We start from the raw sequence: 12,934 nt of genomic DNA, 5'->3' as shown, positions 1-12,934 counted from the left end.
GAGCCTCCGATTTGGCATTCCCAGGCAGAGCCTGGGAACGAGGTTCGGGGTTTAGGATAGGGGGGAGTTAAGTTTGAGGATTGTCCTGTTTCTTGGGTTGCGATCGCACCGGGACGGGGGAAATAGCCGGTTCTGAAAATAGGGCTTGAAAACTATTGCGCCGATCTTCTGGAGATTCTGATGCTACTTTTCCCCACAGGCTTTCCCAATAGAAAAAGGCGAATCCTGCAAATTGGCGATCGCGCGCAACTTTAACCCGATCTTCTATCTCGGCAAAGGAAATCGGACGTTTCATTGTTCCCGTTAAAATCCCTACTCCCACCCGAGTTAAATTCCGGGCATACCATACCGTGGAAATATCTAACTCGGTCTCAAATCGACTTAATTCTGAATGATACACCTGTAAAAATAACTCATCAATCCATCCCGATTCCACCCAAGTTAACCAATCTTGCAAATAGTAACTATAGGCAAAACTTTGAGAATTGGCTGCCAGGGAAATCGAACAATGAGGATTGACAAATTGCACCGCTTGGTAGATGCGTTCCATAAAATCATTAATCTTGTCCGCCCGCCAACGTACCCACTGAGCATTATAGGGATTACTGGGGGGAGTATCTCCCCAATGTTCTGCTTGATAGAGGGCGATGGTATAAGGGTCATATCCTAACTCAACCGGCAAACCAAAATTATCATCAAATTGAATCGCATCAATGGGATAATTGGCTACCACTTCCACAATTAACCGCAGGAGAAAATTTTGCACCTCGGGATGGAGGGGATTTAACCAAACCTGCTGAATCGTTAAGGGATTTTCGTTAAAAATTGGGGCTAATTCTTCCTCTCGCAGATTCTCACTGTTATCCTGGTGTCGAGTTACCCAGTCTGGGTGGCGTTTCACTAATTCTGAATTGGCGGGTGCCATGAACCCATACTCAAACCAGGGCACCACCCGCAACCCCAGAGACTGACCATCGGCGATAATTTCCCCGAGGACATCGTTACTGCCCCGCATCAGGGAGAGCAACCAATCCTGCGATCGCCCAGTTACCTGCTTAGAGGCTACACTCGGATAAAAAGTCTGTCCCCGATTCCAAACCACGGGATAAACTGTATTAAAATTAAGGTCGGAGAGTTCCTGCAAGGCATGATGAACCGCCCCAGGCACAAACAAGACATCACTCCCCACATTGGTCAACCAGACCCCACGAATTTCTTCCCGCGCTGGAGTTTCAGATGTAGCCATATCAGGGATAAAACCTATCGACCAGGCGACTGCCATCAGTAAACCCAAGGCGACATTTAAGAATCTGCGAACGTTGCGGTTCATTTCGTAGCCACACTTAACCGTTGATATGGACCTACCCAGCCAAACTTTATGAAAACACCCATCTAACTACGATCTCTAGTCGTTAATTTTTGTTAAGATTAACCCAACACAGCCTACACCGGACGGATAGTGCGGCCCCCAGATGCCCCGATCGCGTCTGTTTTTTCCGGATCCGTCGCTGAACTTGCCTTTGTTCCCTCTGCCTTGGAGATATTGGATGCTACGACTCGAACATATTAGTAAAATTTACCCGACTGGCGAAGTTCTCAAAGATATTAACTGGGAAGTCAAACCGGGCGATCGCATTGGTTTAGTCGGCGTCAACGGGGCCGGAAAATCTACCCAACTCAAAATCGTTGCTGGGGAAATCGAACCCACTGCCGGAGAAATTATCCGTCCGTCCAACCTCCATATCGCCTACCTCACCCAAGAATTCGAGGTAGACCCCACCCGTACAGTCCGGGAAGAATTTTGGACAGTGTTTACCGAAGCAAACCAAGTCCAGCATGACTTGTTGGACGTCCAACACGCGATGGAAAGTGCTTCCGAGGCAGAACTGGACAAACTCATCCACAAACTGGACAAACTCCATCGCAAATTTGACGCCTTAGATGGTTATACCCTAGAAGCGCAAATCGAGAAAATCCTGCCGGAAATGGGATTCGTCGCCGAAGATGGCGATCGCCTCGTCAGCGCGTTCAGTGGCGGTTGGCAGATGCGGATGAGTTTAGGCAAAATTTTGTTACAGAGTCCTGACTTATTGCTGCTGGATGAACCGACAAACCACCTAGACCTAGAAACTATCGAATGGTTGGAAACCTACCTCAAGGGATTAATCACCCCAATGGTTATCGTTTCCCATGACCGGGAATTCCTCGATCGCCTCTGCACCCAAATCGTCGAAACCGAAAGAGGCGTCTCCACCACCTACCTCGGCAACTATTCCTCGTATTTAGAGCAAAAAGCCTTCAACCGCGAAGCGCAACTGAGCGCCTACGAACGCCAACAGAAAGAAATCGAGAAACAGCAAGTCTTCGTTGAGCGCTTCCGGGCGAGTGCCACCCGCAGTACCCAAGCCAAAAGCCGGGAAAAACAACTCGACAAAATCGAACGCATCGAAGCCCCTGAAGGCACCTTAAAAACCCTTCGTTTCCAATTTCCCCCAGCCCCTCGCAGTGGACGAGAAGTCGTAGACATCAAAAACCTAGTCCATACCTACGACGACAAAATCCTCTTTTTAGGCACCGATTTGTTCGTCGAACGAGGCGATCGCATCGCCTTCTTAGGACCCAACGGTTGCGGCAAATCCACCCTGCTGCGAATGATCATGGGAATGGAAAAAGCCAACGAAGGCAGCATCCAACTCGGACAACATAACGTCATTCCCGGCTACTTCGAGCAAAATCAAGCCGAAGCCTTAGAACTAACAAAAAGCGTCATGGACACCATTCATGACGAAGTACCCGAGTGGAAAAACGAAGAAGTTCGCACCTTACTCGGACGATTTCTCTTCAGTGGAGACACCGTATTCAAACCCGTAGAAGCCCTCAGTGGAGGAGAAAAAGCCCGTTTAGCCCTAGCAAAAATGCTCCTACGTCCCGCCAACTTGCTACTCCTAGACGAACCTACAAACCATCTAGACATCCCCGCCAAAGAGATGCTAGAAGAAGCCCTGCAAAACTACGATGGCACGGTTATTATTGTCTCCCATGACCGTTATTTTATCTCCAAAGTCGCCAATAAAATAGTCGAAATCCGCGACGGCGAATTCCGACCCTACCTCGGCGACTATCATTACTACCTGGATAAAATAGCCGAAGAAAAAGAGCAGGAACGTCAAGCGAAAATAGCTGCTGAAAAAGCCGCTAAAAAAGCAGCCAAACAGTCCAAAGCTACTGCAAAAGGCAAGTAGTTTTTGTGGCCCCACTCGCCCGCACCCTGTTCGCGTAGCGTTCCGTAAGGAAAGGGTGGGGCTACACGGACAAAGCCCGCCTGCGCGGGCTAAAATCCATCTCATTCTGCGCGAAATCTTATTCAGTGAAAATCCCTGAAATCAGTGGTTAAAATCCCCACCCCTCATTTATTATAATAATGCCCTTGAGTAGCCACCACATTCCCCGACCATAACGTACAATTTTGAGGTGAACTCCCCGCAGGAACTAAAGTCCCTTCAATCCGTCCCGGTGAAACCATTTCCCCCTCAAATTTCATCATCCCACCTTGACAACAAGTCCCCGTATAATACATCGTCCAGGTGACTCGATTTCCCTCAACTTTCCCTAATATTTCCGCATCGGAACAAGCATTTGGATTCACATTAAGAATTCGCCCCGATAATTCTATCCCGCTTTGTTGCAGAGATGTCACCATCGAATAATTGGGTTGGGTACTCACACTTAAGTCCGTATGTGCAGTCACCTCAATGGCAAGTCTCCATTGTCCACTCACAGGACCTAGATTGTTTTGGCTGATTTGGATTGACTGCTGTCGCAGCAAGGGTTTCATCCCCAAATCTCGGGCATCTGCACTCATGATACCGGCAACAAACAGGAATCCCAAACTGGAAAAAACGCCAAGGGATTTTAATGAATTTAATCTCACAATCATCCTCCGAGAACACCAAAGTTGATAGGTTCACCCTATTGGAGTTCTCGGGGAGGCGGATTTTTTTTGACCTGATGTGAACTTTTATTAAAAAAACTTGTGTTTTAGCCCGATTTACGATATGTTCCCCCATATTGGGTACTCTGTACTTGCTCTCCCTTGTGCCAAGCAAACCCGCCCACGGAACGACTGGCACGGATACCCATTTTGTAATATTCGACAAGGGCGCGAATAAAGGCGGTGTAGTGCTGCCGAATTGCGGGGTTTTTGACAGCGACAAATTGGCAGACAAATAGGGTGAACCCAAACCAGGAAAAGGTCACTTTGTCATAACCAATCTGATTTTTGAGTTTATCCCCTGTCGAGGGTTTCTGTTCTGGATAACTGCCATCTTCGTTCAAATTCTCAAATTGCTTTTTTAGCAGTCCAGTTGCGGTTCGCCATTTCTTCACCGGAACGACATAATAAGGTTCTAATGACCATTCAATGGGTGCATTAACTTCTTCTTCCAGGGTTTTTGAAAACAATTCCCAGGGGGTGACGAAGGGATAGGGCGCTTTAAACCCGGGGGAGAACAATTTATGCCAGAAGGGTAAAACTTGGAAGAATTTGGGATGGTTCTGAGTCTGTTGATAAATTGCCTGATGCCATGTTTGTAGAGAGGGATGAGCAATTTTAATCAGTTGCCATTGTTCTTTATAGAGATTGACTCTGGAGTTAATTAAGTCATGTTTATGTTGGGAAATTTTGCCTTGTTCTAAAGCATCGGCAATGGGGTCGCTGAAGTTTTCCATAAATTTCGCCCGCCAACAGTCGGCAATCATCTGCTGATTGGTCCTAGAGTTATGCCATTCTGCCTGTTGTTGTAGGGTTTGGCACTGTTCTAACAGGCGATCGCTGGGTAAACTCGCGATTAACTGGGCAATTTTCTCCGATTCATCCGGGGTCATGGGACTCATGTTCTTGACCTCAATCGCAGTTTTCCCCGTAAATTATACCTAAATCTCCCCCAATTTACCCAGTTTTAAACCTAAGTGAGGGGTGAAACACCTCATCCCCCCGCCTTAATTCCCCGTAACCCGCGAAATATCTTTGCTAATTATACCAGAGTGGGGATTTTTTGCAAGGACGCCGATCGCCTAAATATTACAAATATCTCACTCCCATTTGGGGTGAGCGATCGCTGCATTATGTCCCCAAACCAGCGAAAATATAAATATAGCATTAAAGGAGAAAACTCCAATGAAAGCCACCCTTTTAAAAATCGCTGCACTCTCAATCACCCTATTATCTGCCACCCCTGCCTTTGCCCAAAATCCCACCCACATCAACCAATTAATCGAAACCAACCTCGAAGGTGCCGCCTGCGATCTTGCCGGTGCAGACTTAAGCGGGGCCCATCTGATTGGTGCCGACTTGCGAAATGCGGACCTCTCGGGTGCCAATCTCCAAGATGTCAACCTCGAAGGTGCCGACTTAACCGGCGCAAATTTGCAAGGGGCCAATCTTAAAGGGGCCTATATCAACAGCGCCACCTTAACCCGAACCAATCTCGAAGGAGTCAATCTCACCGATGCCAATCTCTCCTTTGCCGATTTATCCGATGCCAACTTAAGTGCTGCCAATTTGGCCAATATTAATTTAATAGGGGCCAATCTCCAAGATACGGTCATGCCCAAAGAGATGTTAGGATTAGTTCAATAAATGGGAATGATGGTAATAGACCTCAAGAATAGCTGCGGTTTGTCGCTTCAAATGCTCCCCTTACCGCAGTTCTTCGCACCCCCCTCTCCACCGAATGCCGAATTTCAACAGACATTGCGCGATCGCCGCTGAGATGGCGATCGCGCTTTACACGACTTTTATGTATTATTCTATATTTCTCAACACAATAAGCAGTTTTTGAGCTATTCAGCCCCTCCCATCAATTTCTTGAGGGAAGTTAGACCTTTCTTAACCCGACGAGAAACGGTTACAGAACTAATCCCCATCCGTTCCGCTGTTTCTTTCTGGGTCAAATCATGGAGAAATACAAACTCTAGGACCTTGCGAGTCCCATCCTCTAGTTTGCCTAGGGCCAATTGTAGGCGAATTTGGTCTTCCTGCGCTAACTGGAAACTGCGATACCCGGCATCCGGCACTAATTCCCCAAGGGATGCTGCGCCTTCGTCATCATCCTGCACTGGAGCATCCAAACTCAGGGGAGCTCGGTTGCGACAGGCGAGTTTGATTTCTTGCCATTCTGTAACAGAAACCTTTAAGGCAGATGCCACTTCCACATCGGAGGGATGGCGATTGAGCGTTTGTTGCAGTTTCAGGATTTCCTTGCTTGCCTGCCGTTGCAGGGTTAACCAATGGCGCGGAATCCGCACTGATGGACTTTTATCCCGCAGATAATGTTGAATTTCCCCACGAATGTAGGGAACCGCAAAGGAACTGAATGCGTGTCCCTTCGACATATCAAACCGTTCGATCGCCCGAATCAAGCCCAAACAGCCCACTTGCAGGAGATCGTCATAAGTTTCCGTACACTGTTGCATCCAGTGATGGACCTCTTTACGAACTAGCCCAATATTCAGCTGGACAATTCGATTCCGCAGATGGGTCGTGGGAGAGGTTTGGTATTCACGTAGGAGTTCCAAACTCTCACTCTTGAGTTCTTTGTTGACTGTTGTAAGCATTTTGACACCCCGGTAGGTTGCTCCCTAGCCTAGTATCTTACAGGTTGGTGGTAGCCGCAGTGATCTCTAACACAGAGTTTTTACCGAATGGATGACCTTGCCTGGTCTTGCCTCCCCCTTAGTTATACCGCCACCTCGGAAAATCCGTAGGGTTGGTCGGGAAGGAATCAGGGGGTTTTCCGTAGGAGGAAGAACTGAGGATGGATTGATAATTCCCCTTAGAGGTAGTTATCCAACATTCAGCATTTTCTACATCCATTTAGACCCGGCGATCGGGCAATTTTACTCAGGGAGTCCGTGAGGACCCGTGTTCGACAACTGGACTGCTGCTGTTTTTGTTTCCGGCTACAAGCTATTTTAACTTTTTTTTGCTTCAGAGCAATAGCTACAATCATAACTATCCCTAATCAATCGGTCAAGCTCGGGGAAAAATTCTGTAAAGATTTATGGAGGGAGTGCTTGAGGCTCCTTCCCTCGGACTCGGGATGGGCGGCTAGGGCCTCCGGCTTTTTAGGAGCCTGGGGCCACCCAAGTTTTGATGAAATGCTGAAGTTTCTTAACAGAATGTTTAAAATTAGTGCCAATCTCGAACCGAAATGGTAAATTAACACAGAACACCGATTGGGGGAGGATGACGATCGCCCCCGCTTCCGCTAAAAATTACATAAACCGATATTTAGTTCATTAAGGAGCTGCGAACGATCGTGAGCCAATCAGAAGCCCCCAACCTACATTCCCTCCAGGCGGAAGTGTCTCAACTGCGCGAAGAGTTGCAGATGCGGGACCAGCTTGTTGAACAACTCTCCCAAGAACTCTTTCGGTTAGTCAAGGGCAATAACTCCTTGCTACCGACATCTCAAGATGTCCCCGAGGAATACCTGGCTCAAATGCGGTCCTTGCGCGAACAACTGCAAGGGGTTGAGGAACAGGTGACCTTTTACCAAGAGCAGATGACTCAAAAAGATGGGGAAATTTATCATCTGCGCCAATCGGTTCAGGAATTGACCGATCGCGCCCGGATGCTGGAACAGGTGGTCCAGGAACTCCCAGAAATTTATCGGCAGAAGTTCGCCGATCGCATGGAAGAGGTCAAAGACAAGGTGGAACGCCTACAACGGGAAAACCGTCAACTCCATGCCGAACTCCAAAGTGTCAGCTATCGCTTGGCGGTTAGAAGCAAGCGCAAGAATGGACATCTGGAGTTACCGAGCATTTCCGGTGGCGATGGTGGCGATATCAGTCTACCGTCCTTGGGTAATGCCTAGTCAGGTCTGGATTATTGTTGAGGATGAGGCGTCAGCAATGGGGTTCCCCAGTGCTGACTCCCAGGCGATCGCCCGGATGGTAGAAGCCCTCCAAAGGGCGATCGCTCAAACCCATCCAGGTTGTGAGGTAAAAGTCACCCCCTTTTCTCACTTAAAAGCCCTTTCTCTGCCAGATAGTGAGGTACTGTTTTGTCCCTTGAGTCTGAATATCCCTAACTCGGTAATCGGATCACTTCAACCCCCCCTCTATCGGGCTTGTCAGGATGTAGAAGGATTGCGAACCGTGGTAGCCGAACAGTGGCAGGTGGCAACGGGAACAGGTAACCTGTGGCTGCCGGTCGTACTGACGGACAAAGGTCCGATTTATGGGGAGGCGATCGGACTGGCGGACGAGCAACAACCGGGCTGTGAAGAGATAGTCCAGTACATCCAGCCAGTGCATTTGCCCGACCTTTGGCGACAACCGATTTATGCCTTGGGACGACGGCTGCTCCAGTGGCTAGAAGCGCCCCCGGCAACCTATTTAATTCAGTTTGGATGGGATGAGCAGGGTCTATGGTTTGATCGCCTCTGGCCTTTTCCAGGCATTCCCGCCCTAGCCAGTTTGGGCGTTCAAGACCCGGATTTGTTCACCTGTCATTGGTACTGTTTGACCGGACAGCCGATTTATGACCTCACTATCGTTCCGGTTCGGAAGTGAGGCAACTTAGGTGAGTATTGGAATGATTGATTTAGATAACACCCAGATGGTTAGCAGCAGAACGAGTTAAGCGGCAGCGAGGTCAGAATTGGGACTAGCGGAGGACAACTCTGGGGCGATCGCCGCCATCACTGCTTCCTGGCTGTCAAAAATTTCAAAAATGCGATCGAGCTGAGTAATTTCAAAAATCACCCGAACCGGACTTTTGAGATGGTAGATGGCGAGGCGGGACCCATGTTCTCTAGCGGTTCTCAGGGCCGAAACCAGGGTAAATAATCCAGGACTGTCAATCATCTCCACCTGACTCATGTCGATCGCGAAGAACGTCGGGCGATCGCACTGAGCGACAGCTTGTTCGATAGTCGCCAGGGTTGCCTCATCTAAACAGGCTTGGGGCTGAAAGACGATCGGCTGACGGATGGCTTGAGAGGACGTCATTATGTTTACCTCAAAAAATATCTTAATCAGGACTTGATAATAAACACGCACTGAAGAAAGCAGCACGCTATTTGTTCCAGCATCCATCCAATTTGTCCCCTGAGGGTTGTCACCCATCACCGCTGAGTTGTGAATTCAATCACCCCGAACGGGAAAGTGACCGATACTGGCTCATATCAGTCCGATTGTAAGCGTTCTACTCAGTCAGAGTAGGTAGCCTAGTACACTCTTTTAAAATTTAATATAATTAACCTGTGTTTTGATAACTTAACAACATCGCACATTGACCAGAATCACCTGTAGGGATGGCGATCGGCATGAGAGCGCTTATAGCGGGAATCCCCTCCTATATAGCCGGTCCTGTAGCAGTCTAACAATAGACTTGATGTAGAGGCGAGCAAGCGAATCGCCTCTACATTATTTAGGGGTAATGGGTAAGTCTTAAAGGAATTGTCCAATCCCTGTAAACGCACTATATATTGAATAACCAAATATTCAATTACAGAATAAATAGATAAAACCGATGGCAAAAGGCAAAAGATAACGCGATTCTTTTGCCTTCTTACCATTGATTAAAGGGTGAGATTAGTTGCCTCTAACCTTCTCAGACCAAATCCGAGTGGGCAGACCCCAGACATAGATAAACCCTTCTGCTGCTTTATGGTCGAAGGTATCATCCGCCCCATAAGTCGCCAGATCCGGCGCATAGAGAGACTCATTCGACTTGCGCCCGACAATATTCGCCGTTCCCTTGAACAGTTTAATGCGGACCGTGCCCGAGACTCGCTCTTGGGTCTTTTGAATGAACGCATCAAGGGCCATCTTCAGGGGACTGTACCACTGACCGTTGTAAACCATTTGGCTGTAGGTTTCTTCGATGCCGCGCTTGTATTGGGTGACATCTTTGGTGAGGGTGAGACTTTCGATATCTCGGTGAGCTTGAATCAGGACGAGGAGGGCCGGGGACTCGTAGATTTCCCGAGATTTAATCCCCACCAGACGATTTTCGATCATATCGATGCGTCCGACCCCATGACGACCCACCACCTCATTCAACTCTGTAATCAGGGCGACGGGAGAGAGGGCCTTGCCATTGACATGGGTGGGGAGACCTTGCTCAAAAGTGATTTCCACATATTCCGGTTCATTCGGAGTATCGGCGATCGCCTTCGTCATCACATAGATTTCTTCTTCCGGTTCAGTCCAGGGGTCTTCCAGGGGTCCCGCTTCCACACTCCGTCCCAACAGATTGCGGTCAATACTGTAGGGAGAGGACTTTTTAACGGGAGTGGGGATGCCAAACTTTTCACCATAAGCAATGGTTTCTTCCCGACTCATACCCCATTCCCGGGCCGGTGCGAGGACCTTGATATTGGGATTAAGAGCGGCGATCGACACATCGAACCGCACTTGGTCATTGCCCTTGCCAGTACAGCCGTGGGCCACCGCATCGGCCCCATATTTTTCCGCCGCCTCCACCAGGATTTTGGCGATTAGGGGTCTAGCTAGGGCTGTTCCCAGGGGATAACGGTTTTCATACAAAGCATTGGCTTGAATGGCGGGAAAAGCATAATCTTTGACAAAGATTTCCGTCACGTCTTCCACCAGGGAGATACTGGCACCGGAGGTTAGAGCCTTTTCCTTAATGGGGCCAAGTTCTTCACCTTGTCCCAAATCTGCCGCTAGGGTAATCACGTCTTCAACGCCCCACTCTTCTTTTAAGTAGGGAATGCAAACGGAGGTATCAACTCCTCCAGAATATGCCAGGACGACTTTGGTAGCGCGACCCATTACTTTTTGCCTCTACTGCAATACCGATCAACTGTTCATTATTAACCAAGTTCTCCGGATTTCATAGCTTTTTTGTCAGGGATTGCCGAGATTTGTGTTGGAGGGATTTGGAGTTTTAGAGGGAGAGTTTAGGGTTTAGGGTTTAAGTTTTATAAAAGCGCTTGAGAGGGTTTGGAGAGCCGATGTCTCAAGGGGTTGAATTTCCAGGGGAGAGGGTTTGGAGGAGACTGAGCCGGGAATTGCAGGAAGCGCGGCGATCGCCTTGTAGAGAAACGGGACAAAAGTAGCAACAACCCGCCCGTTTGCCCCGTCAGTCCTAGTCTGAGGGAAAGGGTAATTATCTGGGATGGGGGGGAAAGGCGATCGCCTCAGCTTCTCCTGGGGAGTGATCCGACCCATCCCTATAGATCTGGCTCATCGGTGTTTTAGGGACAACCCACTCATCGGGGAATCCCCATTCACGCTGAATGGGGGAAAAGAGTTGCTTTCTTAAAATTACGCGCTTTGCTTGTTAGTTTGGTAGATTTCAGCCGCCGTTTGAACCAGTGCCTTGAGGTCCTGAGTATCAAAGGGCTTACTGATGCATTTAAAAACATTCGCTTTATTCATCATATCTTCCGAGGCTTCTAGGGCATCCTCACTGTACCCGGTTAACAGAATGCCGATGGTATGGGGGAAACGGACTCTTGCCTTGCTCAACAATTCCAAACCCGTCATTTCCGGCATACTCTGATCCGTAATAATCACCGCCATTTCCCCTTCTGTATCCAGCAGGGCGATCGCATCGAGAGGGCTTTCTGCTCTGTGTACCTGAAAGTCGCGGCGAAACGTCCTGTACAGTAGATCCAGGTTGTCTCGCTCATCATCCACTACCATGAGTCTAAGTTTAGACATAGATTAAAGTTGCTCCAGCCATCTCTACTTTCCCATTTTATTCGGATTCCTTGGAAGTCTCGCGGAACCGATCGCGAACGAGAGACCACAGATTGAGTGCAGCACCCTCCCCTTGGCATCTCAGAATAGCACTACGGGTCTATCTTCTTATTGTTCTTATTTTACCGGGGAATGTCCCCCAGTTGAGAAGGGACTGAAAAACCCGATCCCCTCTGAGATTGCCCAGGGACGCAGATCAAAGGGGTTAAAACACCGACATCAAGACAACCCCCAACAGCATCGTTGTTGCGCCCCAGAAGCGATCGCGAATCCCGGACTCGTGAAACAGGAACTTACCCCACAACACCCCGAAGAGAACACTGGTGCGTTTAATGGCAATCACCTGAACCACCAGAGTTAATTTCAATGCCTGCATTTGAAACAAAACAGCGATCGCCGTACAGAATCCCATCAGACTCAACCCCAGCCAATGTTTGACAATCTGACCTCCCGGATTCTTAGACTGGCAGAATATTAAGGGCAATTGCAACAAGGCGATCGCCGAAAACACCGCAAAACTCCAAAATAGCGGCGAAGAATTTTGGACCCCCACCTTATCCACATTCGCCGTAATACTCCACAGAAACGCCACCCCCAACATTAACTTCGGCCCTGGTTCTCTCACCAGAGCCCGAAACGGCGCAAAATATCCCCGCCTGCGGTCCTGGAGATTTAATAAATAAGACCCAGCGACAATCAACCCAATTCCTAACCCATCCGCCCAACTGAGCCATTCCCCCACAATAATCGGAGAAGTAATTGCCATAAACAGGGGCGAAAAGGCAATCAGGGGCAAACAGAGGGATAAATCCGAGGTACTAATTGCCTGGATATAGAACAAAAAGGCGATCGCATTCAGCACACTGCCCACCGCCAGGGCGACCCAAAATTGACTGCCCAAATCAGGAATTCCCGCCAAAACTTGCACCGGCAGTAACACCAACGCCGTAAAAAATGACCAAGACCAAGCCACAATCGTTGCATTGATATTTTTTAGGGTTCTTTTACCTAAAACATCTTTGAGCGACGTAAAAAAGGCCGTCGAAATTGCTAAAAAAAACCAGAGCATGGGGAGTTTAGAGTTTAGAGTTTAAATGGGTGATAAAATCAGTATCCCGGACAAACCTTCGGACGCAGATCATCCGGTGTTTGCCACCGCAAAACCCTCAACCCTCCTGCAAGGTAAAAAGAC

Annotated in this window: 13 protein-coding genes; 5 read left to right on the top strand and 8 right to left on the bottom strand. The window is 48.6% G+C overall.

Translation table 11 applies throughout. The features are described 5' to 3' along the window. Nucleotides 1-67: 67 nt before the first annotated feature. Nucleotides 68-1,330 (bottom strand): glycoside hydrolase family 10-like protein, encoded by a 1,263-nt coding sequence (locus tag NG795_RS05030; protein ID WP_367287565.1) that lies wholly within the window; start codon nucleotides 1,328-1,330, stop codon nucleotides 68-70. A 217-nt stretch (nucleotides 1,331-1,547) separates the two neighbouring features. Between NG795_RS05030 and NG795_RS05025 the strand changes: the two genes are divergently transcribed. Continuing rightward, a complete protein-coding gene (locus tag NG795_RS05025; RefSeq protein WP_367287564.1) occupies nucleotides 1,548-3,242 on the top strand; it encodes an ABC-F family ATP-binding cassette domain-containing protein in 1,695 nt (564 codons plus the stop codon). A 164-nt stretch (nucleotides 3,243-3,406) separates the two neighbouring features. On the opposite strand, the gene NG795_RS05020 is transcribed toward NG795_RS05025, so the two are convergent. Continuing rightward, the gene (locus NG795_RS05020; protein ID WP_367287563.1) at nucleotides 3,407-3,931 is read right to left on the bottom strand and encodes a hypothetical protein; all 525 of its coding nucleotides are present in this window, start codon (nucleotides 3,929-3,931) and stop codon (nucleotides 3,407-3,409) included. A 107-nt stretch (nucleotides 3,932-4,038) separates the two neighbouring features. After that, the gene (locus NG795_RS05015; RefSeq protein WP_367287562.1) at nucleotides 4,039-4,893 is read right to left on the bottom strand and encodes a hypothetical protein; all 855 of its coding nucleotides are present in this window, start codon (nucleotides 4,891-4,893) and stop codon (nucleotides 4,039-4,041) included. A 283-nt stretch (nucleotides 4,894-5,176) separates the two neighbouring features. Between NG795_RS05015 and NG795_RS05010 the strand changes: the two genes are divergently transcribed. Beyond that, on the top strand, nucleotides 5,177-5,638 hold the full coding sequence (locus tag NG795_RS05010; protein WP_367287561.1) for a pentapeptide repeat-containing protein: 462 nt from the start codon (nucleotides 5,177-5,179) through the stop codon (nucleotides 5,636-5,638). 6 nt (nucleotides 5,639-5,644) lie between these two features. Next, on the top strand, nucleotides 5,645-5,770 hold the full coding sequence (locus NG795_RS05005; protein WP_367287560.1) for a hypothetical protein: 126 nt from the start codon (nucleotides 5,645-5,647) through the stop codon (nucleotides 5,768-5,770). A gap of 71 nt (nucleotides 5,771-5,841) precedes the next feature. Here NG795_RS05005 and NG795_RS05000 read toward each other — a convergent pair whose 3' ends face one another. After that, on the bottom strand, nucleotides 5,842-6,615 hold the full coding sequence (locus NG795_RS05000) for an RNA polymerase sigma factor SigF (protein ID WP_367287559.1): 774 nt from the start codon (nucleotides 6,613-6,615) through the stop codon (nucleotides 5,842-5,844). A gap of 704 nt (nucleotides 6,616-7,319) precedes the next feature. Here NG795_RS05000 and NG795_RS04995 point away from each other — a divergent pair. Together NG795_RS04995 and NG795_RS04990 are read left to right on the top strand one after the other, a co-directional pair. Continuing rightward, nucleotides 7,320-7,880 (top strand): Npun_F5560 family protein, encoded by a 561-nt coding sequence (locus tag NG795_RS04995; protein WP_367287558.1) that lies wholly within the window; start codon nucleotides 7,320-7,322, stop codon nucleotides 7,878-7,880. Then, nucleotides 7,804-8,580 carry a hypothetical protein gene (locus tag NG795_RS04990; RefSeq protein ID WP_367287557.1) on the top strand — a complete coding sequence of 259 codons (777 nt, stop codon included), beginning with the start codon at nucleotides 7,804-7,806 and terminating at the stop codon, nucleotides 8,578-8,580. The genes NG795_RS04995 and NG795_RS04990 overlap by 77 nt, the downstream gene beginning before the upstream one ends. Nucleotides 8,581-8,646: 66 nt before the next feature. Here the strand turns inward: NG795_RS04990 and NG795_RS04985 are convergent, their stop codons facing one another. From NG795_RS04985 to NG795_RS04970, 4 genes are all read right to left on the bottom strand, one after another. Beyond that, complete coding sequence (locus NG795_RS04985; RefSeq protein WP_367287556.1) at nucleotides 8,647-9,018, bottom strand: STAS domain-containing protein; 372 nt, start codon at nucleotides 9,016-9,018, stop codon at nucleotides 8,647-8,649. A gap of 585 nt (nucleotides 9,019-9,603) precedes the next feature. Next, entirely contained in the window at nucleotides 9,604-10,809 is a 1,206-nt protein-coding gene (locus tag NG795_RS04980) for an argininosuccinate synthase (RefSeq protein ID WP_367287555.1), read from the bottom strand. 495 nt (nucleotides 10,810-11,304) lie between these two features. Then, a complete protein-coding gene (locus NG795_RS04975; RefSeq protein WP_261205088.1) occupies nucleotides 11,305-11,703 on the bottom strand; it encodes a response regulator in 399 nt (132 codons plus the stop codon). Between the two features lie 244 nt (nucleotides 11,704-11,947). Continuing rightward, a complete protein-coding gene (locus NG795_RS04970) occupies nucleotides 11,948-12,811 on the bottom strand; it encodes an EamA family transporter (RefSeq protein WP_367287554.1) in 864 nt (287 codons plus the stop codon). Nucleotides 12,812-12,934: the final 123 nt, after the last annotated feature.

This window comes from Laspinema palackyanum D2c (genome assembly GCF_025370875.1).
Taxonomy (GTDB): domain Bacteria; phylum Cyanobacteriota; class Cyanobacteriia; order Cyanobacteriales; family Laspinemataceae; genus Laspinema; species Laspinema palackyanum.
This window is presented reverse-complemented; position numbering and strand designations above follow the sequence as displayed.